Annotated in this window: 18 protein-coding genes and 1 other annotated feature; of the genes, 15 read left to right on the forward strand and 3 right to left on the reverse strand. The window is 35.6% G+C overall.

Going from position 1 to position 23,384, the window contains the following annotated elements; translation table 11 throughout:
• The first annotated feature begins 79 nt into the window (after window positions 1–79).
• The 9 genes from ACWZFG_RS02680 (at window position 80) to ACWZFG_RS02720 (ending at window position 9,969) form a co-directional block, all read left to right on the forward strand.
• On the forward strand, window positions 80–673 hold the full coding sequence (locus tag ACWZFG_RS02680; RefSeq protein WP_147669928.1) for a helix-hairpin-helix domain-containing protein: 594 nt from the start codon (window positions 80–82) through the stop codon (window positions 671–673).
• A complete protein-coding gene (locus ACWZFG_RS02685; protein WP_177504959.1) occupies window positions 670–3,063 on the forward strand; it encodes a DNA internalization-related competence protein ComEC/Rec2 in 2,394 nt (797 codons plus the stop codon). Before ACWZFG_RS02680 ends, ACWZFG_RS02685 begins: the two co-directional genes overlap by 4 nt.
• A gap of 45 nt (window positions 3,064–3,108) precedes the next feature.
• Window positions 3,109–3,381 (forward strand) — a binding site (T-box leader).
• Window positions 3,382–3,515: 134 nt separating this feature from the next.
• Window positions 3,516–4,541 (forward strand): anthranilate phosphoribosyltransferase, encoded by a 1,026-nt coding sequence (gene trpD / locus ACWZFG_RS02690; protein WP_147669930.1) that lies wholly within the window; start codon window positions 3,516–3,518, stop codon window positions 4,539–4,541.
• Window positions 4,531–5,190: a phosphoribosylanthranilate isomerase gene (locus tag ACWZFG_RS02695; RefSeq protein ID WP_177504960.1), complete on the forward strand. Its 660-nt coding sequence runs from the start codon at window positions 4,531–4,533 to the stop codon at window positions 5,188–5,190. Before trpD ends, ACWZFG_RS02695 begins: the two co-directional genes overlap by 11 nt.
• The gene (gene trpC / locus ACWZFG_RS02700) at window positions 5,150–5,920 is read left to right on the forward strand and encodes an indole-3-glycerol phosphate synthase TrpC (RefSeq protein ID WP_177504961.1); all 771 of its coding nucleotides are present in this window, start codon (window positions 5,150–5,152) and stop codon (window positions 5,918–5,920) included. Before ACWZFG_RS02695 ends, trpC begins: the two co-directional genes overlap by 41 nt.
• Window positions 5,921–5,933: 13 nt before the next feature.
• Window positions 5,934–7,121: a tryptophan synthase subunit beta gene (gene trpB, locus ACWZFG_RS02705; RefSeq protein ID WP_177504962.1), complete on the forward strand. Its 1,188-nt coding sequence runs from the start codon at window positions 5,934–5,936 to the stop codon at window positions 7,119–7,121.
• Window positions 7,118–7,912: a tryptophan synthase subunit alpha gene (trpA, locus tag ACWZFG_RS02710; protein WP_177504963.1), complete on the forward strand. Its 795-nt coding sequence runs from the start codon at window positions 7,118–7,120 to the stop codon at window positions 7,910–7,912. The genes trpB and trpA overlap by 4 nt, the downstream gene beginning before the upstream one ends.
• Before the next feature lies 1 nt (window position 7,913).
• Window positions 7,914–9,419 (forward strand): anthranilate synthase component I, encoded by a 1,506-nt coding sequence (gene trpE, locus ACWZFG_RS02715; protein WP_177504964.1) that lies wholly within the window; start codon window positions 7,914–7,916, stop codon window positions 9,417–9,419.
• Window positions 9,403–9,969 carry a glutamine amidotransferase-related protein gene (locus tag ACWZFG_RS02720; RefSeq protein ID WP_177504965.1) on the forward strand — a complete coding sequence of 189 codons (567 nt, stop codon included), beginning with the start codon at window positions 9,403–9,405 and terminating at the stop codon, window positions 9,967–9,969. The genes trpE and ACWZFG_RS02720 overlap by 17 nt, the downstream gene beginning before the upstream one ends.
• A 31-nt stretch (window positions 9,970–10,000) precedes the next feature.
• Here the strand turns inward: ACWZFG_RS02720 and ACWZFG_RS02725 are convergent, their stop codons facing one another.
• Entirely contained in the window at window positions 10,001–10,123 is a 123-nt protein-coding gene (locus ACWZFG_RS02725; RefSeq protein ID WP_418627198.1) for a hypothetical protein, read from the reverse strand.
• A 306-nt stretch (window positions 10,124–10,429) separates the two neighbouring features.
• On the opposite strand from ACWZFG_RS02725, the gene ACWZFG_RS02730 reads away from it, so the two are divergent.
• Window positions 10,430–12,046: a peptide chain release factor 3 gene (locus tag ACWZFG_RS02730; protein WP_455577001.1), complete on the forward strand. Its 1,617-nt coding sequence runs from the start codon at window positions 10,430–10,432 to the stop codon at window positions 12,044–12,046.
• A 55-nt stretch (window positions 12,047–12,101) separates the two neighbouring features.
• Here ACWZFG_RS02730 and ACWZFG_RS02735 read toward each other — a convergent pair whose 3' ends face one another.
• Window positions 12,102–12,869, reverse strand: coding sequence for a DUF4931 domain-containing protein (locus tag ACWZFG_RS02735; protein ID WP_147669938.1), 768 nt, complete (start codon window positions 12,867–12,869; stop codon window positions 12,102–12,104).
• A gap of 244 nt (window positions 12,870–13,113) precedes the next feature.
• On the opposite strand from ACWZFG_RS02735, the gene ACWZFG_RS02740 reads away from it, so the two are divergent.
• The 5 genes from ACWZFG_RS02740 (at window position 13,114) to ACWZFG_RS02760 (ending at window position 20,911) form a co-directional block, all read left to right on the forward strand.
• The gene (locus ACWZFG_RS02740) at window positions 13,114–14,754 is read left to right on the forward strand and encodes an oligosaccharide flippase family protein (protein ID WP_177504967.1); all 1,641 of its coding nucleotides are present in this window, start codon (window positions 13,114–13,116) and stop codon (window positions 14,752–14,754) included.
• 99 nt (window positions 14,755–14,853) lie between these two features.
• Window positions 14,854–15,744, forward strand: a complete 891-nt coding sequence (locus tag ACWZFG_RS02745) for a YegS/Rv2252/BmrU family lipid kinase (protein WP_177504968.1) — start codon at window positions 14,854–14,856, stop codon at window positions 15,742–15,744.
• 229 nt (window positions 15,745–15,973) lie between these two features.
• Complete coding sequence (rlmD, locus tag ACWZFG_RS02750) at window positions 15,974–17,350, forward strand: 23S rRNA (uracil(1939)-C(5))-methyltransferase RlmD (RefSeq protein ID WP_455577002.1); 1,377 nt, start codon at window positions 15,974–15,976, stop codon at window positions 17,348–17,350.
• Between the two features lie 627 nt (window positions 17,351–17,977).
• Complete coding sequence (locus ACWZFG_RS02755) at window positions 17,978–19,264, forward strand: DNA adenine methylase (RefSeq protein WP_079413274.1); 1,287 nt, start codon at window positions 17,978–17,980, stop codon at window positions 19,262–19,264.
• Between the two features lie 12 nt (window positions 19,265–19,276).
• A complete protein-coding gene (locus tag ACWZFG_RS02760; RefSeq protein ID WP_079413276.1) occupies window positions 19,277–20,911 on the forward strand; it encodes a DNA methyltransferase in 1,635 nt (544 codons plus the stop codon).
• A 31-nt stretch (window positions 20,912–20,942) separates the two neighbouring features.
• Here the strand turns inward: ACWZFG_RS02760 and ACWZFG_RS02765 are convergent, their stop codons facing one another.
• Window positions 20,943–23,375 carry a restriction endonuclease gene (locus tag ACWZFG_RS02765; protein ID WP_455577003.1) on the reverse strand — a complete coding sequence of 811 codons (2,433 nt, stop codon included), beginning with the start codon at window positions 23,373–23,375 and terminating at the stop codon, window positions 20,943–20,945.
• Window positions 23,376–23,384 lie beyond the last annotated feature (9 nt).

Genomic DNA, 23,384 nt, shown 5'->3' on the forward strand with positions numbered 1-23,384 from the left:
GGATATTTAGATAAATTGTGCAGGTAAATGTTAAATTATGTAGAAATACCTTGATAATAACAATATCGGGGTGATAAATATGCCAATTTATCGGAAATCCATAGTTGTATTTCTTTTATTAGCATTGGTCATGGTCGGTGGAGGAATGTATGGTTACACAAAGCAAGAGGAGAGTATACCTTTAAGCAAAGGTGATTTATCAGAAACTCAAAAGAAGGAACAAATTGCTGTCTATGTTTGTGGTGGTGTCGTACGTTCTGGCGTTGTTTCTTTGGATGGAGGAGCGAGAGTAATTGATGCAGTGAATGCTTGTGGTGGTGCTTTACCCAATGCAGATGTAACAAAGATTAATATGGCAAAGTTACTTAAAGACGGTGAACAAATACAAGTTCCAATACAAGAAGAGGCGCTTTCTGAGCAAAACTTAACAGCAGAGCATACAAAAAAAGTAAATAATAAATCGAGCCAAACTAATAATTATGGGCTGGTTAATATTAATACAGCAGATCAAGCGGAATTAGATTCATTGCCGGGTGTTGGTCCGTCTACAGCGGCGGCAATTTTAGAATATCGCAAACAAATTGGCAGTTTTCAAAGCATTGAAGAGGTGAAAAAAGTAAGGGGAATCGGCGAAGCTAAATTTAAAAAGCTGGCGGATCGGATTACAATATGAATTATTTAGCTTTTACTAACGCTCTTATTGGTGGATTTATTTTAGGGATTTTTACAGTAACTCAGGTAAAAATCCCTTTTCTTATCCTGTATAGTTCCTTTTGTATTGCTTTATTTGGTTGTATTTATTTATATTGGAAAAATAAAAAATTGCTTCTTTATTTTGTATTGTTGCTATTTTTTATTGCGGGAATGATTCGTTGTGCGCAGGCAGATAGCATTGCCCCGAATGACATTAGCAATTTTGTTGGTAAAACGCTGCAAGTGCAAGGTGAAGTTATAGAGATTCCACAAGAAAGAACGCTTGCGGGGAACAAGCGAAGTATGCATTATATTGTAAAGGTTCATACAGTAGAATTTGCGGGGGAGAAAGTACAGGTAAACGGAAACTTAAAAGTCTTTGCGTTGCAGGATAGCTCGCATACGATTGCGCATATTAGCGATTGTATTCGTTTTTCAGGGGAAATTAGAGAATTACATGGATATAATAATCCGGGAAGTTTAGATATAGTTGCGATGATGCAACGACAAGGGATTCGAGCAAATTGTAAAGCCGAAAAAAATACGGTGGAAATTCTTTCAGCAGGACAAAACGCTTTTCTTAAATGGATTGAAAAATCCAGAACAGCAGTTCAGAATATGATGGAAGAAGCAATGCCCAAAGAAGATGCGGCAGCATTATTTGCAATGTTATTTGGCGGATATGATGGAATAAAAGAGGAACTAGCGCTAGCATTTACGGTGACAGGAATCGTTCATATTTTATCGGTGTCCGGTTCGCATATTTCTCTATTGGCAGGAACCGTACATATTATTGGGAAAATGTTACGATTTCCAGCGTGCCTATCAGCAATTCTTGTTATTCTAGCAATTGTTTTTTATGCGATTTTTTCAGGCTTTACTTCGCCGGTAGTCAGATCGGCGATTATGGGGATTTTAGCGTTTTCGGCATTGGCATTGAATCGGGAGAAAGATGCGCGTTATAGTCTAGCTTTGACAGGGTTGGGGATTTTAGCTATTTCCCCTAGATTAATTTTTGACATTAGTTTTCAACTTTCATTTATGGCGACAGCCGGATTACTGTATATCGCGCCTAAAATAAAAAAATTTTTAAAGGGAGTTCCTCTATTTATTGCGGAAAATTTAGCGATTACGATTGCTGCACAATTAGCAGTCATTCCCTTTATTGCCTGGTATTTTAATAATGTTTCGCTTAGTGCACTATTGGCAAATCTTATTATTGTGCCGTTTATAGAATGGGCAATGATTGGTGGCTTGTGTGCAGTTTTATTAAGTCTTGTTTTTTCGGTTGTGGGAAAAGGTTTATTTATTCTTTGTAGTTTGACGATTGGGTTAGTTTATTTTATGGCAAGAGCTATAGCGATGATTCCTTATGGGCTTTTATATTTACCGTCAGGCGGTTTACTTTGTGGCATTGTATATTATTTGCTGCTATTTTGGCTCTGCGGTTATGCATCACCGAAAATTCCAAATTTTTTGCTGTGCTGGCAGAAAAAGAAAAAGCTTATCTGTAGTGCAATTGTCACCATTATTTTTTTATGGAGCAGTCAATTTATCTTTGCTCAACCGTTAAGGATACATTTCATTGATGTCGGGCAGGGGGATTCTATATTGATTACGACACCACATGGTAGAACGATGCTATTTGATACCGGAGGCATGCGACGCGAAATTAGTGATTTTGATATTGGCAAACGAATTGTTATTCCGTATTTGCGTCATTATGGAATACGAGAAATTGATTATTTATGTTTAACTCACGCACACGAGGATCATGCAGGTGGGGCAGGGAGTTTACTAAAAGAATTTTCAGTGCAAAATGTGATTGTCGGTCGGGAAGACCGAAGCGAATATGCAAAAACATTAGGCTATTCCTTAGAAAAATGCCAAGATTTTGTTACGGTAAAAGATGGCCAGTTTTTTGTTTTGGATGGTGTTAAAATTGAAATTTTTTCGGCGGGCGAAGTGAGTGAGTCGCGAACAGGGAATGAAATTTCTAATGTATTTCGTGTGAGTTATGGAGATTTTAGTCTACTCATTACAGGGGATATAGACAGTAATGGGGAGAAAGAATTAATGAGAAAACATAGATTGAAAAGTTCGGTGTTAAAAGTTGCCCACCATGGCTCGCGTACCTCTTCTTGTGAAGAGTTTTTACAAGCGGTAAATCCACAATATGCAATTATTTCTGTTGGCTTTCAGAATAGTTTTGGTCATCCAAATCCGCAAGTGTTAAATAGATTAAATAAAGAAAATATTAAAATTTTGCGTACCGACCAGGCGGGGGCAATTTTAATGGAGACAAATGGAAATCAACTATCGGTAGATTCTTTTCAAAAAAACGGTAAAAATTCTCGAGAAAATCCTTGACAGTTTACATTATTGGCAGTATTATAATAAATAATTAAAGATTATTGTAAATCAGTGAGCAGAAAAAGTAGATAGGTATACTTTTGTTCAGCGAGTCGGTGACTGGATTTCCAGAGGTGTGATGACCGATCTAAAGTGCGTATCGAATGGTTCTGTGAGAGTCCACCAAAAGCTTTTTGTGAGTAGGCTGGGACGGTTGCCACCGTTATTTGGCTAGAGTATCGGATATTGCTAGAGATATTCCCGTACTTGAAAAAGAGGAGAGTTTTTCTTTCGAAAAATTTTAGGGTGGTATAACGAATACACTTCGTCCCTTTAGGGGATGAGGTGTTTTTTATTCTCTAAAGTTTTTTAAGAAAAAATCTTGAATTTAGGGTGGTACAGCGAGCCATTTCGCCCCTTGTAAGGGTGAGATGGTTCTTTTTTTATTTATTTATTGGGGAGGGATTTATATGTTGAAAAAATATTTGAGTAAAGTGATAAAGGGTGAACATTTATCCCAGGAAGAGTCAAGGCAAGCTATGCAAATTATTATGAATGGAAACGCAACAGATGCACAGATCGGATCATTTTTAACAGCCTTAAAAGTAAAAGGTGAAATAAGCGAGGAGATTTCCGGATTTGCCCATACCTTGCTACAACATGCAGATCGCGTAAAGCATAGCAAACCGGTGATTTGTCCTTGTGGAACAGGTGGAGATACGAAAGGGACATTTAATGTATCGACAACAGTGGCTTTTGTTTTAGCAGGTGGTGGTGTTGCTGTTGCCAAACATGGAAATCGCAGTGTTTCTAGCGCTTGTGGCAGTGCTGATGTGCTTAGTCAGCTGGGTGTTATCGTTGATAAATCGGCAGATAAAGTTAGTGAAGAAATTGAACATTTAGATATAGGGTTTTTATTTGCACCTGCGTTGAATAAAGCTATGCGCGTGGTTGCAAATCCACGTAAGGAATTAGGGTTCCGTACAGTATTTAATCTTTTGGGACCAATCATTAATCCGGCGCAGTTAGATTATCAATTGGTTGGTGTGTATGAAGAAAGCTTAACCGAAAAAGTTGCTGAAGTATTAAACCTAATAGGGGTTAAGCAAGCGATGGTTGTCCATAGTGAGGATGGAATGGATGAAATATCAACGAACTTTCCAACGAAAGTAAGTGAAATGCGAAATGGAAAGGTGAAGACATATCATATTGATCCGCAAAGGTATGGTTTTAAACGCGGAACTTTAGCTGATTATCAAGGGGGAAATCCTGAAGAAAATGCAAAAATTATTCGCGCAATTTTAAATGGTGAAAAAGGGCCGAAACGAGATATTGTGTTATTAAATGCGGCTGCAGGATTCTATATCACAAATAAGACACCAAGTATTACAGAAGGTATTCGGTTGGCAGAAAAAACGATTGACAGTGGTGCTGCTTTAGTAAAATTGGAAGCTTTGATTGCATTTAGTCGTGAGGGGATAGAAAATGCTTGTTAAAATTTGTGGAATTCAATCGCTGGAAATTGCAAAGGTAGTAGAAGAAAATAAGGCTGATTTAATGGGCTTTATTTTTGCAGACAGCAGGCGCTATATAAATCCGATAGCAGCGGCAAAGATAAGTGCGGAAATAAAATCTGTGGCAAAAGTAGGCGTCTTTGTGAATGAAGAACCAGCAAGGGTAAATGAAATCGCTGATTTCTGTCATCTTGATTATGTACAGTTACATGGCAATGAAACAATTGAATATTGCAAGAAAATTAAATATCCAATTATTAAAGCATTTCGATATAAAGAAGATTTTGATCCGAAAATTCTTTATCAATATTCTGTCGATATGATACTAATAGACACTTATCAAGCCGGTAGTGCAGGGGGGACGGGGAGATGTTTTGACTGGAAAACTGCAAAGGGAAAATTAAGTAAGCTTCATTTGCCGGTATTCATTGCTGGTGGAATTAGTAAAATGAATGTCGGAGAAATGATAAATGTTTTAAATCCGGCAGGAGTTGATGTGTCTGGGGGAGTTGAAAGTAATGGGATAAAGTCAAAGGGGAAGATTATAGACTTCATTAAGCAGGTTCATGAGTTGGAACGGAGGGTGAAAAATGTTAGATGCAATTGTCGCAAAGAAAAAAATTACTGTTGAGCAAGAAAAAAAGTATTTATCGTTAAAAGAGATACAAAAAGACATTTCCTTTGGCAAGTTTGCTTTATCAAAAGTTATGCGTAATTCGCCGTGGAGTTTAATTGCCGAATGCAAATTGCAATCGCCGTCTAAAGGGCGCTTATGCACGAATTATACAGTACTGGAGCTGGCAAAAATTTATGAAAAAAATGGGGCAATGGCTTTATCTATTCATACAGATGAACATTTTTTAGGAAATTTAGCGGATATTGCTTTAGTAAAAGAGATTACAAAACTTCCGGTGTTGAGAAAAGATTTTATTATTGATGAATATCAAATTTATCAATCAAGGCGCGCCGGAGCTGATGCAATTTTATTAATTGCTCGTATTTTATCTCCGGCGCAATTAAAAGAATATTTGCATATGGCTTGGGAGATTGGGGTGGATTGTCTCGTTGAGGTACATGATGAAAAAGATATAAATGTGGTAAATGATACAAGGGCGGAGCTAATCGGAATTAATAATCGAAATTTAAAAAACTTTACAACGGATGTACAAAATACATTAGATTTAGTAAAGTATTGTGATCGAAATCGAACAATTATCAGTGAGAGTGGAATAAAAAATCGAGAGGATATAGAAAGAGTAAAAAAACACTTTATCCGTGGGGTTTTAGTGGGCGAAGGATTAGTGAAAGCCGCTAATATAGCAGCAAAAACAAGAGAGTTATCATTAGTTAAAGGATTTTAAGGAGGAGTTTATTATGCCAAATAGCAAAGGGCGTTTTGGAAGTTATGGTGGGCAATATGTACCGGAAATCGTCATGCCAGTATTAATGGAATTACAGCAAGCTTATGAAAAATATAGAAATGATGCTGAATTTCAAGAGGAAATCAGGACGTATTTAAGAGAATATGCTGGACGTCCGACAAAACTTTATTATGCGGAGCGGTTAACAAATCATTATGGAAAAGCAAAAATTTATTTAAAACGTGAAGATTTACTCCATACAGGTGCACATAAAATTAACAACGCCTTATGTCAAGCCGTCTTGGCAAAAAGGATGGGGAAAAAACGTATTGTTGCTGAGACTGGAGCGGGGCAGCATGGTGTCGCAAGTGCTACAGTTGCTGCGTTGTTTGGCTTAGAATGTCATGTTTTTATGGGAAAAGAAGATATAGAAAGGCAATCATTAAATGTTTTTCGAATGAAATTGCTTGGCGCAAAAGTAATTCCGGTAACAAGTGGAACAGGGACGCTAAAAGATGCTACCAGTGAAGCGATTCGTTACTGGGCTGCGAATATTACAGATACGCATTATATTATCGGCTCGGTAGTTGGCCCGCATCCCTATCCGATGATTGTGAGAGATTTTCAATCTTGCATCGGCAAGGAAGTAAAAGAGCAGATGAAATCATTAGCAGGTGGAAAAGTTACGCATATTTTAGCTTGTGTTGGTGGCGGTAGTAATGCAATGGGAATGTTTTATCCATTTAAAGATGATAGAGATATTATCAAAATTGGTGTGGAGGCAGCAGGTAGAGGAAGAGCAAATGGCGATCATGCAGAATCTTTAAGCCAAGGACGCCCTGGTGTTTTACATGGTGCATATAGTTATCTTTTACAAGATGATGATGGGCAAGTGATTGAAGCGTATTCTATTTCAGCGGGGCTTGATTATCCTGGTGTTGGTCCCGAACATTCTTATTTTAAAGATACGAATCGCGTGCAGTATACTTCGGTAAATGATCAACAAGCATTAGCTGCTTTTCAGTTATTGTCAAGGACAGAAGGGATTATTCCGGCGATGGAAAGCTCACATGCTCTGGCGTATTTAGAAACACTGATGCCAACGACGACGGAGGATCAGGCGGTTGTTGTGTGTTTATCAGGACGAGGCGATAAAGATGTTCAAATGGTAGCGAAAGCATTAGGGGAGGAATTAGAATGATGTCTAGATTAAGCAGTACTTTTGCAAGGTTAAAACAAGAAGGGAAAAAAGCGTTAGTCATTTATCTTATGGCAGGTGTTCCTGATTTTGAAAAAACGTTTGAACTTGTCTTGGCTACCGAAAAAGCTGGGGCTGATGTTGTTGAATTAGGCATTCCGTTTTCCGACCCGATTGCCGATGGGCACGTTATTCAAGAGGCCGGAGTAAAAGCTTTGCAAAATGGAGCTACGATGCAACAGGTATTAGAACTAGTAAAAAAATTGCGCGAGCATACACAAATTCCCTTAATCGGAATGGGATATATCAATACGATGATGAATGTAGGCATTGAAAAATTTATTACTGATTTTCAAAATGCTGGCTTAGATGGATTAATTATTCCAGATTTACCACATGAAGAATCAAAAGAAATTGCTGAGTTTTGCCGTTTGCATCATTTTCATTTAGCTGAATTTGTAACGCCAAATACAACGTCAGAAAGAATTACTGAAACCTGTAAAAGTGCAGATGGCTTTATTTATTGTGTATCGGTCAATGGTGTTACCGGTGTACGGAAAATTGATTATACGCCGATTCATGAAGTGATTCGGATGGTACGTAAGCAAACGGATATTCCGCTTGCCGTTGGTTTTGGGATTGGCGATGGCGCGTCGGCTGTTGAAGCAACTAAATTTGCGGATGGTGCGATTGTTGGAAGCGCAGTTGTAAAGAGAATTTTAGAGAGTGATTTTGCAGGTGCAATTGGCTTAATTAAATCCATTCGTCAAGCATTAGACGAAAGGAAGGAATAATATGCGGATAGAAACAAGCTTGAAAGAGTTTTGTCAACGTGCGGAAACGGAAAAAGTTCTTGCGGTAACTGCGGAGCTTTCAACCGATATGGAGACGCCGGTTTCGCTTTATTATAAAATCGTTGGCGATGATATAGGATTTATTTTAGAAAGCGTCGATATGCATACGAATTTTGGGCGATTTTCTTTTATTGGTGCAGAACCTTTTGCAACGTTAACTTGTTATAAAAACAAGCTTGTTATTGATGCATTTGATGGCCGTCAAACAATCGAAAAAAGTCCGATGCAGGCAGTGAAAGAATATCTTAGCTATTTTAGTGATGCGGGGCAAAGTTTTCATATGCCATTACTAGGTGGTGGGGCAGTTGGATACTTTTCTTATGAAACGATTGAGACGATTGAACGTATAAGGCAAATGGAAAGTCCTGAGGATATGGTGCTTGGACAATTCCTCTTATGTCATGTGATTTTAGTCATGGATCATTTGAAGCACACATCAAAAATTGTTTATTTGACGCCAAATAACCGTAATATTGATGCTGAATTTTTATATCAAACGGCACTAGAAAAGATTTATTATATTAACCAACAAATCAAAAATGAGATAAAAAAAGAAAAAGTAAAAGTAAAAGAAAAGCGATATCATTCAGGGCATAAGTTAGGCTTTAGTGAACGATATGGAAAGGAAGAAAGAGAATTTGTCCAAAAAGTGTTGAAAGCAAAAGAATATATTGCTTCAGGCGATATTTTTCAGATTGTTTTATCCAAGCAGTTCACTTGTGATTTAAAAAAGCCATCATTTTATTTATATCGGAGACTACGGCAAATTAATCCTTCGCCCTATATGTTTTATATGAATTTTGGCAACTTAAAATTAGTGGGTGCATCGCCGGAAATGCTTGTAAAAGTAAGTGGCGATACTGTATATACCTATCCTATTGCCGGGACTAGACCGCGTGGTGTATCAAATCAAGAAGATGAACTCCTTGCACAAGATTTAAAGGCAGATGAAAAAGAGTGTGCTGAACATGCGATGCTAGTGGATTTAGGGCGAAATGATATTGGAAGAATCAGCAAAGCTGGCACAGTAAAAGTAAATAAGTTGATGGAAATAGAGAAGTTTTCGCATGTAATGCATATGGTTTCGGAAGTTTCAGGGCAATTAGAACAAAAATATTCTACAATTGATGCATTAAAAGCCTGCTTTCCTGCTGGAACGGTGAGTGGTGCACCAAAAGTAAGGGCAATGGAAATCATTCATGAATTGGAAGCTGTAAAGAGGGAATCTTATGCGGGTTCTGTAGGCTATATTGATTTTCAAGGAAACATGGATATGTGTATCGCAATTCGCACGATTCAAGTCGAAGGTGAGCGTGCTACAATTCGGGCTGGAGCGGGAATTGTAGTGGACTCTGTGCCAGAGAAAGAATATGGTGAAATTCTGCAAAAAGCGAAAGTGATGTTTCAAGTGGTAGAGGAGGTTGAAGGCGATGATTTTATTAATTGACAACTACGATTCTTTTACGTATAACATATATCAAATGATTGCAAATATGGGAAGAGAAGTTGAAGTGATTCGCAATGATAAAATCACTACTGTTGAAATTGATTCGGCAAAATATGAAGCTATTGTGATTTCGCCAGGACCCGGGACTCCAGATGATGCGGGGGTTTGTAAAGATGTTGTTCGAGTCTTTGCGGGTAAAGTCCCGATATTAGGTATTTGTTTAGGCCATCAAGTAATTGGTGAAGTATTTGGTGGCAAAGTCATTCGGGCAGGGAAGTTTGTTCATGGAAAGACCTCACCAATCAAACATATAGGTACAGGTGCATATCAAGGGTTATCACAAGATATTTTGGTAGGACGATACCATTCTCTTATTGTTGAAAGAGAATCTTTACCAGACTGTTTAGAAATTACGGCAGAACTTGAAGATGGTATGATTATGGGAATTAGACATCGTGATTATAAAGTAGAAGGTATTCAATTTCATCCTGAATCCATATTGACACCCGATGGAGAAAAAATTTTGGGGAGTTTCTTAGGGTTTATATAAAAATAGGACTGCAAAAGCAGTCCTATTTTTATTACCAGAAGCCAGAGGAACAATCGCAGTTATTGTTTCCACAACAGCAAGCAAATAATAAGATAATAATAATGATGATGATCCAAGCGCTACCGCCGCCGAATCCTGAACATCCACAACCCATAATAAGTTCCCTCCTATAGAAAAGTAAGTAAAGCAGACATGTAATAATCCAAGCCCTGATGTTATCTTTTTTCTAGCTGAAATTTAGACAACGTCACTTATTGGATAAAACAAAATAGATGGTTTTGTCACTTGTAGTTTATGAATTATTAATTAAAAATGTGAATTTAAAAAATTTCTTAATTATAATTACGATTTTTTTCGCAAATGTGGTAAAATAACAAGGTTAGAAAAAAACATGAAATTTTTTAAATAAGCGATAGTTATCGTTTTTTAATTATGTATTTATTTATATTGGAGGATTTAGATGTCAGCAGAAGAACTTAATAAGGAAATTAATCGTCGACGTACGTTTGCGATTATTTCTCATCCGGATGCCGGAAAGACAACTTTAACGGAAAAATTGCTGTTATATGGTGGTGCAATTCATTTAGCAGGTTCAGTAAAATCAAGGAAAACGCAACGTCATGCAGTATCTGATTGGATGGAGATTGAAAAACAACGTGGAATTTCAGTAACATCCAGTGTGTTACAATTTGATTATAATGGTTATAGAATTAATATTTTAGATACACCTGGGCATCAGGACTTTAGTGAGGATACATATCGCACTTTAATGGCAGTAGATAGTGCTGTCATGATTATTGATGTTGCTAAGGGTGTCGAAGCACAAACAAAAAAATTATTTAAAGTTTGTAGACAACGTGGGATACCGATTTTCACTTTTGTCAACAAACTCGATCGCTTTGGTAAGTCGCCAATTGATTTAATGGAAGAAATTGAACAGGTACTAGGAATTCGTGCTTATCCGATGAACTGGCCAATTGGGATCGATGGCAATTATCAAGGGGTATATAACCGCCAGAAAAACCAAGTGGAATTATTCTCCGAAGATGGAACGCATGGACAAAATGTCATTGCTTCTGAGGTTGGTAGTGTAGAAGATCCCGTATTTGCCGAGCGTATTGGCAAGGAAAATCATCAAGCACTTTGTGAAGATATTGAATTGCTCGATATGGCAGGGGAACAATTCGATGATGAAAAAGTGCAGCATGGCGAATTGACACCGATGTTCTTTGGGAGCGCGATGACAAACTTTGGAGTGCAAAATTTTCTCGAAGAATATTTAAGACTTGCACCACCTCCGGCAGCAAGAGAATCATCAGATGGGATCATTGATCCGCAGGATGAAAAATTTTCTGCGTTCATTTTTAAAATTCAAGCAAATATGAATCCGGCACATCGTGATCGTTTATCTTTTATGAGAATTTGTTCTGGTAAATTTACGCGTGGAATGTCAGTATATCATGACCGTACAGGTAAAATGATTAAACTTGCACAACCACAACAATTTTTAGCACAAGATAGAACGATTATTGATGAAGCCTATCCAGGGGATATTGTTGGTCTATTTGATCCAGGAATTTTTGGTATGGGCGATACTTTATGTAGTCAAGGTCATAAATTCCACTTCCCAGATTTTCCGGTATTCCCACCGGAGCAATTTGCGCGTGTTCAGGCAAAAGATACAATGAAACGAAAACAATTTGTTAAAGGGATTACTGAGCTTACGCAAGAGGGGGCAGTTCAATTATTCCAACAAGCTGGAGCAGGTACGGAATCCTATATTATTGGTACAGTAGGAAGCTTACAATTTGAAGTTTTAGAATATCGTTTAAAAAATGAATATGGTGTAGATATTTTAATGCAAATGCAACCGTATGAGGTTGCTCGTTGGATGGAAAATAGGAAAGAAAAAATTACGCCAAGTTCATTGCGTGGCGCGGATAGAGGAATGTTTGTTTACGATATAAAAGAACGTCCAGTTTTACTCGTTTCTAATGAATGGGCGTTGGGATGGATTACTGATAATAATCCAGATATTAAATTTTATCCAGTTCCACCAGATAAAAAGAAAGCATAAGTTTATATAAAAAGAGAAATTAGGGCGTTGCATTTGCAACACCCTAATTTCTTTTTTATTTTGAAAAATATAAGCTTTTAATTTTATTAGCAGTAATGATTAATTGGTCTGAAATTTGTGGAATACCATAGCCCATATAAATTGGTGATGTAGGAAAACGCGGAATAATTTTTGCACGGATTAAATCATCAATAAAATAAAAAAATAGATTGTAGCTTTTACACTTTTTGTTGAAGTTATTTAAAAGAAAATGTACTGTAGTTTGCACATAATCGGCAAGTTGTTCAATATTATTGTTGGTTTCAAGCATTACAACATTAAATTCAGAAAATCCAACACGTGGTTTAGTTGAAAGGTTTAATTCTACACCGTTTCTAGCATCGATGATGAGCCCGTTGAAATGTGAATTATCAAAATATTCATGGTAATCAACGTATTTTAAGCCAACAATTTGCATATGGGGATGACGGATAGTTCCACCTGAAAGTGGCCCGTGATTTTTGAAGAATAAGACGGATTGATATTCTTTAGATGTTTGCATTTCGAGCCAATGATGTATTGCAAATTTAAATAGACGATGCAAATGATCTTTATTGTATTCAGATAATTCACTTTTGCATTCGGTCGTTTCGATGAGTACAGTTTGAAAAGTATCTTTAAGTACAGGATATTTATTTTTTATTAAAATAATATCGCCATCTTGAGCGATAACATTTGTTAAGGCTGAGCGATCGCAAAAAGGACATTTGGTCCCAGTATTGACGATGCTTTCTGGTTTTTGCTGTCCAATGCTGATATTGAATTCGAGATATTTATTTGGCATGGAAAGTCACCTTCTTTAAAATTAATGCTGGTATAGTAAGGAAATAAATGATATAATTTAGGCTTGATTAAGATTAATTTAAGTAAAAATGTTTTACTTAAGCTATATGGGGAAATCTATCAAATGAAAATCTACTTCATTAATTACAAAATCAAATGAAGTAGAGTTGTTTTATAAAAAAAGAACATACTTATATTATAATAAATAGATTTGAAAAGAAAAGCAATTATTTGCTTTGAGGTAGGTGTTATCAATTAGTAGTGAAGTAAAAAAGAATGATCATGGTGATTCATTTTTAAAAGGGACATTTATTTTAGCGATAGCAGGGATTGTTGTCAAAGTTATTGGATCACTAAATTGGATATTTGTATCCAGGGTACTTGGAGGAGAAGGGATTGGCTTATATCAAATGGCTTTTCCTATCTATTTATTAGCACTTAGTGTTTCAACAGCTGGTGTACCAGTTGCGATTTCGATTATCACGGCAGAAAAAGTTGCATTGAAAGATATATTAGGAGCGAAGAGAATCTTTCGTATTTCAATGGCAGTTATGGCTGTGACCGGAGCTATTTTTAGTTTGGCTACTTATTTTGGTGCAGGGTGGTTGATTGAATATAGATTTATTCGTGATCCACGGGCATATTACTCCGTTGCTGCGTTAGCTCCAGCCATTTTTTTTGTTACTATTCTTGCAAGTTCACGTGGTTTCTTGCAAGGGTGGCAGCGCATGACACCGACGGCTGTATCGCAGATAGTTGAACAGATTTTTCGTGTAATTACTATGGTATTATTCGCAAATTTATTTTTGCCGAGAGGTCTAGAATTTGCAGCAGCAGGAGCTAGTTTCGGTGCATTTGCTGGTGCGGTGACCGGATTGATTGTACTCGTATATTATCATTGGCAGTTAGAACGGGATATTCGGCGTGAGTATGGTGATCATCTCGAGGAGAAGGGTAAGCGCGAATCCAGTTTTACGATTGTGAAGCGGATTTTTGCGCTAGCGCTTCCTGTATCGGCATCGAGCGTTATGTTGCCGATTGTAGCGAATCTTGATTTAATGATTGTTCCAGCTAGACTTGAAGTTGCTGGATATACAGTTGGACAAGCGACAGAATTATTTGGATATTTAACGGGTATGGCTGTGCCGCTGATTAACTTGGCTACGTTGCTTACAGCTTCCTTGGCAATTAGTATTGTTCCAGCAATTTCGGAAGCGAAAGCACTTGGTGATAAACTTCGTGTTTACCAACAGACGTCAGCTGCAATGCGGATTACTTATTTAATTAGTTTTCCCGCATTTGCAATTGTATTTATGCTTGATACACCAATTTCTCAATTGATTTACAATGCAGCAAGTGCAGGCCCTACAGTGAGTGTTTTATCAATGAGCATTGTACTGCTTGGCATTCATCAAGTAACTACGGGAGTATTACAGGGGCTTGGTCATACAACCATTCCGATGATTAATATGATTATTGCCGCTGTAGCTAAAGTTGCTTTAAACTGGATTATGGTTGCAAATCCTAACTTTGGTATTCTAGGTGCGGCTTGGGCGACAGTTGCTGATATTGGAATTGCAGCAGTGATCAATATGTATTTTCTACATAAATATGTTGGATATGGCGTAGATATTAAGCAGATTACAAAAAACATTTTAGCAACTGCAGCAATGAGCGGCATAATGTATATTGCTTATTTAGAAATTTTTTCGAGCCTAGCAAGTAATACACTGGCCACTCTAGGCGCAATTCTTGCAGGTTCTATTGTATACTTCTTAGTATTGATTTTACTTGGTGGAATGAATGAACGAGATATAGAGCGCATTCCTATGGTAGGAAAATTTATTATTAAATTATTACAACGTGTAGGTGTATTTAAAGCGTAAACCTAAAATGTTTATCATCGTATATTATTGTTTCTTGTCTGATTTCAGTAGGAGTTTGTCTGCTGAAACAGCCTCGTTTATTTGTGGGGTGAGATGAAAATGAAAAAGTTAATTTTAGTCTATAATCCTGTCTCTGGAGATGCTTTATTTAAATACAAACTAGATGAACTTATTGAAAAATTTAGTGTACATGACTGCATTATTATTCCGTATCGCACATTACCTAATAATGAAATCGTATTTGCTAAATTTGTGCGTTCGTTAAATGCAGATGGTGTAATTATTGCCGGTGGAGATGGAACCATCCACGATATCATTAATTTAATGATTACAGAAAACATTGATTTACCGATTGGTTTAATTCCAAGCGGAACGTCGAATGATTTTGCATCTTTTTTAGGAATTAATAAAAACTTAGATAGATATATTAAAACGATTGCTAAAGGCTCGGTTATGCCGATTGATATTGGGCAAATTGGCAATAAATATTTTATTAACGTTGCGAGTGCAGGCGTTCTTACCTCCGTTGCACATAAAGTAGATGCAGGCTTAAAAAATGCATTGGGAAAAATGGCATACTATCTAAAAGGGCTAGGTGAAATTCCGGGGTTTCACGCGCGTAAGATGAAGATCAAAGCGGATGGAAGAATCATTGAAGAAAAAATATTTTTATTCGTTATCGTCAACAGTGGCACAGTAGGAAGTATGAAAAATGTTGTAGCCAATGCAAAGATTAACGATGGTAAATTAGACATGGTGTTAATCAAACAATGCAGTATTCCTGAGTTTATGACTTTGACATTAGAAATGCTTGCGGGCAGTAACATTACGCGTCATAACAGTGTGATTTATTTACAGGCAAAAGATATTGAAATCGAATGTGAAGAAGAAATCGAAAGTGATTTAGACGGAGAACTTGGGCCGAAATTGCCGTTAAAGATAACGACTTTAGCAGGAAAAATTAAATTGTTTTATGAAAAAGAACAATAGAAATGGGGCTGTTGATGCGGCTCCATTTTCTATAACTCGGAATAAGATTTCTCCCACCGCTATAGATGGAGAAGAGTTGCAAATAACAGGCGGTGAGTATATCTTTCCCGCCTCGTTGAAACGTCGAGTGGTAGGTTTTTTGCAGAAACCTTGAACATGGCGTTATAATATTGAGAGAATTTATTTAAAATATGAAACATATAGAATAGATGGAAAAGGTGGATTTAGTTTGAAAGTACAAATACCCGTAATCAAAGGGAAAAAGTATAATGTAGAGATTGTTAGCATGGGACACAGTGGAGAAGGCGTAGGAAAATATCAAGACTTTACGGTTTTTGTGCCTTATGCGTTGATTGGGGAAACGGTAGAAGTTCAAATTACTGAAGTAAAGAAAAATTATGCAAAAGGACGTCTTTGTCAAGTAATAAAGGCTAGTCCAAATCGTACAAAGCCGCAATGTGATATTTATTATAAGTGTGGTGGTTGCCAATTACAGCATTTAGATTATGAAGGGCAGTTAGAGGTGAAGCGTCAACAAGTGGTAGATGCAGTGCAAAGAATTGGTAAGCAAAATGATGTTGTGATTCATCCAACGCTTGGCGCAAATCATCCATGGCATTATCGCAATAAAATGCAATTTCCAATTGGCAGAAATGGTAATGATGTTATTATTGGCTGTTATGCACAAGGAACACATGCGATTGTCAATACAGAAAATTGTGTGATACAACATGAAGCGAATAATCTTGTTGCCAATGCTGTTCGCGGTGTAATAAGAAGATTAAATATAACAACATATGATGAAAAAACACGCCAAGGCGTACTTCGCCATGTGATTGGACGTGTTGGTATTGCCAGTGGCGAGATTATGGTTGTTTTGGTAACAAGTACAGAGATTTTACCAAAGCAAGAGAAAGTTGTCGAAGAATTACGTCGTAATATTCCTGGAGTAGTAAGCATTATCCAAAATATTAATCCAAACCATACAAATGTCATCCTGGGAAATCGGACATTAAAACTTTGGGGCAAAACGACGATTGTTGATAAAATGGGAGAGTTCTCATTTAATATATCCGCAAGATCATTCTTCCAAGTTAATACTAAACAAGCAGAAGTTCTTTACAATAAAGCAGTAGAATATGCAAATTTAACTGGCAAAGAAACAGTCATTGATGCATATTGTGGAACAGGTACGATTAGTTTATTTTTAGCGAAAAAAGCGAAAAAAGTCTACGGTATCGAAATCGTAGAGCCAGCAGTGAAGGATGCCATAAGAAATGCCGAAAATAATAAGGTGGAAAATGCTGAATTTATCGTTGGGGATGCCGTAGAAATAATGCCGGATCTCTATGAAAAGGGCATCCGCCCCGATGTAATCGTAGTAGACCCACCACGCGCCGGTTGTGAAAAACAAGTCCTAGAATCATTCGCAAACATGAACCCAACAAGAATCGTCTACGTATCCTGCAATCCAGCCTCCCTAGCAAGAGATATCTCAATCCTAGCAGAATTAGGCTATACAGCAAAAGAAATACAACCAGTAGATATGTTCGGCGCAACAAGTCACGTCGAGTGTGTAGCGTTGATAGAACGGAAAAAGCCTTAAAACATAAGGTTTAAGGCTTTTTGAAAAATTAAATATGTGTTTATTATGTTCGCCTAGACGTTAGTTTAGGCGAATCTTTTCTTTTAGGGGGGTAAATATTTAGGTTGGTTTTAACTTTTACGCGAAAGTAAAAGAGTTCTGTGAAAAAGTATAGAAAAATTAATATTTGCAAACATTTCACGTTGAGTGCGTGACATTGATGTCAAGAGTGGAGAAATAGGAGTATTCAAAACACTGATAAATAAAGGGTTTTCTAGGTTGAAAGATTTTCTGCCTAATGTCTGGCAGTGCCTTTTAATCTTGAAAATCCTTATTTTTGTTTCTGAGGAAATAGGTCAACTGTGAAAAATGTGTGTAGGGTTGAGTTGACAGGTTAGATAAATTCATAGGGTTGTGTAGACAGGATGGATGGATAATCAGCTCAATTGGTTTATTTCGTAAAAGGATTTTCTATCATTAGTTATCCAGTTGTTCTGCTCATCCATACGTATGACAATTTTAGCAACATGGATAAGTGATCTATAATCATTGCGATGTAGTAAAATTGACTAAAAAATAATAACTTGTGACATTTGTACTATGTTATGCTATAATGCTTTAGAGATAGTTTTTAAAGGAGAATAATATATGGAAAACTTTAGCAATGATGTATTCACAATACTAAACTACCAAGGAAGCAAAAAAAACTTGCTGAATTTTATATATAAAAATACAATTGATGTGATTGATGAGAAGAAAGCAGTCTTTGACATATTTGCCGGATCGTGTTCTGTCGGTTATGCATTAAAAAGATACTATAGAATTTTTGCGAATGATAGTGAAGTGTATTCTTCTGTAATTGCAAAAGCTTTACTCCAGTATAATAATAAATTGCTGTGGGATACGTATGAAGCACAATTTGAAAAGTTTTATCAGAAAAATCATAATGATTTAATTAACTTGTTTGGTGAGTATGTAGTAAAAGAAAAAGAGCTTATTCAAGAAAAAGATGTACAAAAAATTAAAAATTTTTATGATAACTATCCCACTGTATGGAATGGTTATTTAAGCTTATATAATAACACAATCAGAACAACGAAAGATTTAAAAATAAAGAAAGATGAAATCCCATATATGCTATTTACGACTTATTATGCGAATACATATTTTGGAGTACATCAATCAATAGAAATAGACTCTATCAGGTACGCAATAGAGTTGTTAGAAGATAACGCACTTCAAAATGTTTTACTAGCAGCGTTATTTTATGCTATGAAAGAATGTACTTTTTCAAAAGATGGGCACATGGCTCAACCACTTAGTATAGAAAATAATAAAACTAAATTGTTTAGTGTAAGACAGAAATCAATCCTTGAGTATTTTCAGAGAAAACTATCTGAGTTTCAATCATCAGATTTTGTTATAAGTAGTCATGACAATGTTGTGTTTAATAAACCAATATCAGAAATATACAATATTGACCGTGTGAAACAGGAAGTGGGTTTTATATACGCTGATCCACCATATACTGATATGCAGTACTCTAGATACTATCATTTGTTAAACACTGTAACGCTATATGATTATGATGATATCTCTCTATATAGAGGTAAGATTTCAAAAGGTTTATATCGTGAAGACCGATTTCAGTCACCATTAAGCCAAAGATCAACAGCATTAGACCAAACAAGCATACTTTTTGATTATTGCAAGGCAAACAGAATGAATTTAGCTTTGAGCTATGCATACCCAAGAGACACAAAACAACAAGCGACGAATAGGTATACTATGAATATTGAAGATATTATCGAAACTGCAGAAAAAAAGTTCGGAAGAAATAAAATAAATGTTTTTACCGAGGAATATGAACACTCCAATAATAGAAACAAAGATACTAAAAAAGTATTGGAGTATTTAATTGTTTGTAAATATTAGGGGAGTGGTAGAATGATAAAAGACTTAAGTGAAGTAAAAATGAAAATTAAAAACACAGTTGCCTCTAATAACAATGATCTATATAAATCGCATTTGTATTGGTCTCAAAAACCGTATAATATTTGTGATATTTTAATAGAGAGCTTTTCAGAAAAAGGTGATATTGTATTTGATCCTTTTATGGGTTCGGGGGTCACACTAATACAAGCAATAACAAAAAAATATTCGAGAAAAGCTGTTGGAGTCGAAATTAACCAAGTTCCGATATTTATTATTGAGGTATTGTTAAAGAAATATAATCTTCGAAACGTAAAAACTTTTATTGCTAGATTTTTAGATGAAATTGAGCAATTAAATGTTTACTATGAAACGACATGTGATTCATGTAAAGAAAAAGGAATCATTACTAAAACAATTTTTGATCGTGAAGATTTTACAAGTAACCCAGTAATTAAGGAGATTCACTATAATTGCAATTGTAGTAAAAAGATATTGAGAAAAGATTCATCTGAAGAAGATTACTTAATGATGAATGAAATGGAACAATACTATCAGATTAATTTTGTTAGAAACGTCGAGTTGTTGAGCAATACAAGAATTGCAGTATATAAGGGACAAAAAATTTCTGATATTTTTACTAAAAGAAACTTCTATATCATTGATAAAGTGCTTGAAATCATAAAGACTTTTAATGAAGAAGAACAAGAATTATTGAACTATATCCTCTTAAGTAGCTTACACTTGTCCAAGATTACAGATACTCATTCAAACTCACAATGGCCTTTGTGGACTCCTAAAAAAAACTGTGTAGAAAAAAATATTTTACCTGTGATAGGAAAGAGAGCAAAAGCTTTAATTTCTTCCTTAGAATATGCCCAGAAAAATTTATGTCCTAATCGAGGCAAATCTGATAATTTGTTTGACATGAAACCAGGTGAGTTCAAAATTATTAATAAAGGAATTCAGTTTATCACAGAAGAAGATATTCCCGACAATAGCATAGATCTTGTAATTACCGATCCCCCATATTTGGGACAGGTATTATATTCGGAGTATATGCAATTATATAAACCATTTTTGAACCTGGATTATAATTTAGAAGACGAAATTGTTGTTTCAACTGCACCAGAAAGAAAAAAAGATGAAGCTGAGTATTATAAGCTTTTAGAGGATGCCTTTGCTAAAGTTGGTAGAAAAGTAAAGAATGATAAATACATGTGCATGTATTTTCATGATAGTAATCTTGATGTTTGGAAAAAACTTATAGATATTTTAGAAAAAGCGGGTTTTAGATATTTGTCGCAGGTTCATGTTAAGAAAAAGAACACGCTGAAGAATATTATTAGCCCCAAAAAATCCTTGAATGGAGATGCGGTACTTTTTTTTATTAAAGAACCATATGTAAAAAAAGAGGTTAGAGAAGTTGAGAGTATAGAAGAAATGGAACTTAATATCATTAAACATGCTAAATATATTATTAAAACTAATGGACCTCAATCAACGCCAGAACTATATGATGATGGCTTAATGGAATTTATAATTCATAACGGTTGGCTTTCCGAGTTAGCGCTTAAATATAAGAGCCTAGTGGAAATATTTGAAAAGTATCTAACTTGGGATACTACTAAAGGGAAATGGACAATTTAGAGGAGACTATTATAGTCTCCTCTATTAGTTTCTAATTATTATGGAAGTCAAGTAGGCCGTGATAATACTTACCTGGAAATGCAGTGTTTAAACGTTCAATCAATTCTTCTCCGTTAACAATTTCTACCCCTGTGCTTTTTGCCTCTCTTTTACCGTGTTCAGTGTAATCAGAAGTAGTAATACAAATTGCATGTTGTATCTCGGCTGAATACTGTACCATCATACTATGCAGTCTTTGTATCGGCTCTCCACCGACATTGCCAATCCAGCGCTTAGCTTGGAAAATGTATCCTTCCAATTCTCCAGTTTGAGGATTAATTTTCTTAGCTCGAAGATCTACTCCCCTGTCACCTGCACCGCCTATGCGTATTACATTTATAAATCCTTCAGATGTTAAAAGATCTTTAAGAACATTTTCAAAACTATAGCCATCGAGCATTGAGATATCGATAGCATCTTCTGTAGGAGATGCAGATACTCTTGTTTTTCTGGTATATGAACTCTTCTCATCTGTGTTACAATAGTTTTCTATCAAGTTTACGATATACTTTTCCCTCGAAGGATCTTCAAGAATTTGAGCTAGAATGCTAGGGTCACCATTACAGACTTTACTACTAATTTCAAAATACAAATCATCAAGTGTAAAAGAGCCCCATTTTTCAAGTAGGTTATTAATTAGTATCGGTACAATGTCATAGAGTTTATTGAATAAAGTCGTGTTGTCTTCTATCGATAAATATAGCTTATCTGGATCAACGTAAATCATAGAGGTTCGCGGATCTATTATAAATTGTTCGGAAATTAAACCTCTAATCCTGTTTATTTCATTTTCGGTTAAATCTTCCACCTGCTTATTTAGAATCTTTCTAGATACTTCCTTGTAAGTAGTGGTGAGAGTAATTCCGTTATTCTTCAATATCTGATTATATATTAACTTCCCTAGCTCTAATTCAATGTTTCTGTCATCTTTATACCAATAGGCTTTATCTTCATCTAACTTAATGAAGAAAATTAGCATCTCAGTAGAGAGAGTATCCCTCCACGCTGATTGTTTTCTGAGCGTTGGATCATTTTTAGCTAGATCAATTCTATAGATATATTCAAAACCGTTCTTTCGAGCAAAATCAATAAATTTTGAGAAAGTTTCAAAAAACTTCTTTTTACCTAGATTGAGTGTAAAAGCAACCGTTCCATTAGTTTTGATTATTTTTGAAAATATAGAAAACATCTTATCTATAGATTCATAATAATTCTTGATGTCTTTTTCTCTTCTGCTTGGTGCATTGGTTACCACAATTTCTTCATCTAGCATTTGCTTACTTAACTGAAATTGATTTTTATCCGAAAAATTAAATAGCCAATCTCGATACAACTGGTTTCTTTCTAAATAGGGTACCTGATCTGTATAAGGTGGGTCTGTATAAATCACGTCAAAATATTGATTAAATTTAGGTTGACTTAGAATTGTGGAATAGTCGCCATTCATTATATTAGCAAATGATAACAATGTCTCTTTATCCGGTGATTGTTCACAATAGTATTTATTATAAGCCACCATATTATTGTATTTTGATTCAAATAGATACCAAACATTCATGTCTTGTGCTTTATTCTGTATAACATGATATAAAATATCAGAACTAGAACCGTACTGAGTAATCTTACTTAGAGTTAAAGCTGAAACGAGAGCATGTTGTATGAAATCCTTTTCTATACAGTCAGGAAGCGATGATATTTTATCTTGAATTAATAATAGTGCGTACTTGTTTCTATTAGAAAAATTTCTATCATAGCGATCGGCTCCTGTACTTGAAGTAATATTTATACGACTATTTGTTATTAGTTCATGATCCGGGAATCTTGAGGTATCTAGAGAGTTTACTTCGGAAAGCTTTTGTTCATCTTCAGTAGAAAATGTCTTAGAAGTATCTTCGCAAACCGGACATTTGTAATAAAGTTTAACATTTTTTCCGTCAACAATTTCTCTGTGGGGTTGAGGATTAAAGTATTCTTGTGAAACTGGATCAAAATATAATGTTTTTATATAATTTACTTCACCACAACAATGAGTTTTATATAAGTACATTACATCATTAAATATTTCAGATTTGATTTCCTGAAACATGAGCTCAAGTTTATCATAATCAATTTTTGAGTGAAGAGTTTTTATAACATTGTAGGTATAGTTATCTAATTCAATACCAACTGTCTCTCTACCTAACATACTGCTAGCAAATACAAAAGATCCAGATCCCATAAAAGGGTCACAAATTTTTGATTCTGGGGTACTAATATAATCCAGAACCTTTAAGGCTATGTTTTCTGATTTTCTCCCTTTAAAATTAAATGCTCTTTTGGCTATGGACGGTATAGAGTTACTTTCATCATCTAAGATTTTAATTAAATTTGAGAATTTCTCCAGTATTTCATTGGACACCTTTGCATTATAAGAATTGTTTTGCATATATCTTTC

It is taken from the genome of Anaerosinus sp., assembly GCF_965318445.1.

Bases quoted from the DNA above. Each gene is read 5' to 3' on its own strand.
- ACWZFG_RS02680 (WP_147669928.1), top strand. From the start codon at position 80: ATGCCAATTTATCGGAAATCCATAGTTGTATTTCTTTTATTAGCATTG.
- ACWZFG_RS02685 (WP_177504959.1), top strand. From the start codon at position 670: ATGAATTATTTAGCTTTTACTAACGCTCTTATTGGTGGATTTATTTTA.
- trpD (WP_147669930.1), top strand. From the start codon at position 3,516: ATGTTGAAAAAATATTTGAGTAAAGTGATAAAGGGTGAACATTTATCC.
- ACWZFG_RS02695 (WP_177504960.1), top strand. From the start codon at position 4,531: ATGCTTGTTAAAATTTGTGGAATTCAATCGCTGGAAATTGCAAAGGTA.
- trpC (WP_177504961.1), top strand. From the start codon at position 5,150: ATGTTAGATGCAATTGTCGCAAAGAAAAAAATTACTGTTGAGCAAGAA.
- trpB (WP_177504962.1), top strand. From the start codon at position 5,934: ATGCCAAATAGCAAAGGGCGTTTTGGAAGTTATGGTGGGCAATATGTA.
- trpA (WP_177504963.1), top strand. From the start codon at position 7,118: ATGATGTCTAGATTAAGCAGTACTTTTGCAAGGTTAAAACAAGAAGGG.
- trpE (WP_177504964.1), top strand. From the start codon at position 7,914: ATGCGGATAGAAACAAGCTTGAAAGAGTTTTGTCAACGTGCGGAAACG.
- ACWZFG_RS02720 (WP_177504965.1), top strand. From the start codon at position 9,403: ATGATTTTATTAATTGACAACTACGATTCTTTTACGTATAACATATAT.
- ACWZFG_RS02725 (WP_418627198.1), bottom strand. From the start codon at position 10,123: ATGGGTTGTGGATGTTCAGGATTCGGCGGCGGTAGCGCTTGGATCATC.
- ACWZFG_RS02730 (WP_455577001.1), top strand. From the start codon at position 10,430: ATGTCAGCAGAAGAACTTAATAAGGAAATTAATCGTCGACGTACGTTT.
- ACWZFG_RS02735 (WP_147669938.1), bottom strand. From the start codon at position 12,869: ATGCCAAATAAATATCTCGAATTCAATATCAGCATTGGACAGCAAAAA.
- ACWZFG_RS02745 (WP_177504968.1), top strand. From the start codon at position 14,854: ATGAAAAAGTTAATTTTAGTCTATAATCCTGTCTCTGGAGATGCTTTA.
- ACWZFG_RS02755 (WP_079413274.1), top strand. From the start codon at position 17,978: ATGGAAAACTTTAGCAATGATGTATTCACAATACTAAACTACCAAGGA.
- ACWZFG_RS02760 (WP_079413276.1), top strand. From the start codon at position 19,277: ATGATAAAAGACTTAAGTGAAGTAAAAATGAAAATTAAAAACACAGTT.
- ACWZFG_RS02765 (WP_455577003.1), bottom strand. From the start codon at position 23,375: ATGCAAAACAATTCTTATAATGCAAAGGTGTCCAATGAAATACTGGAG.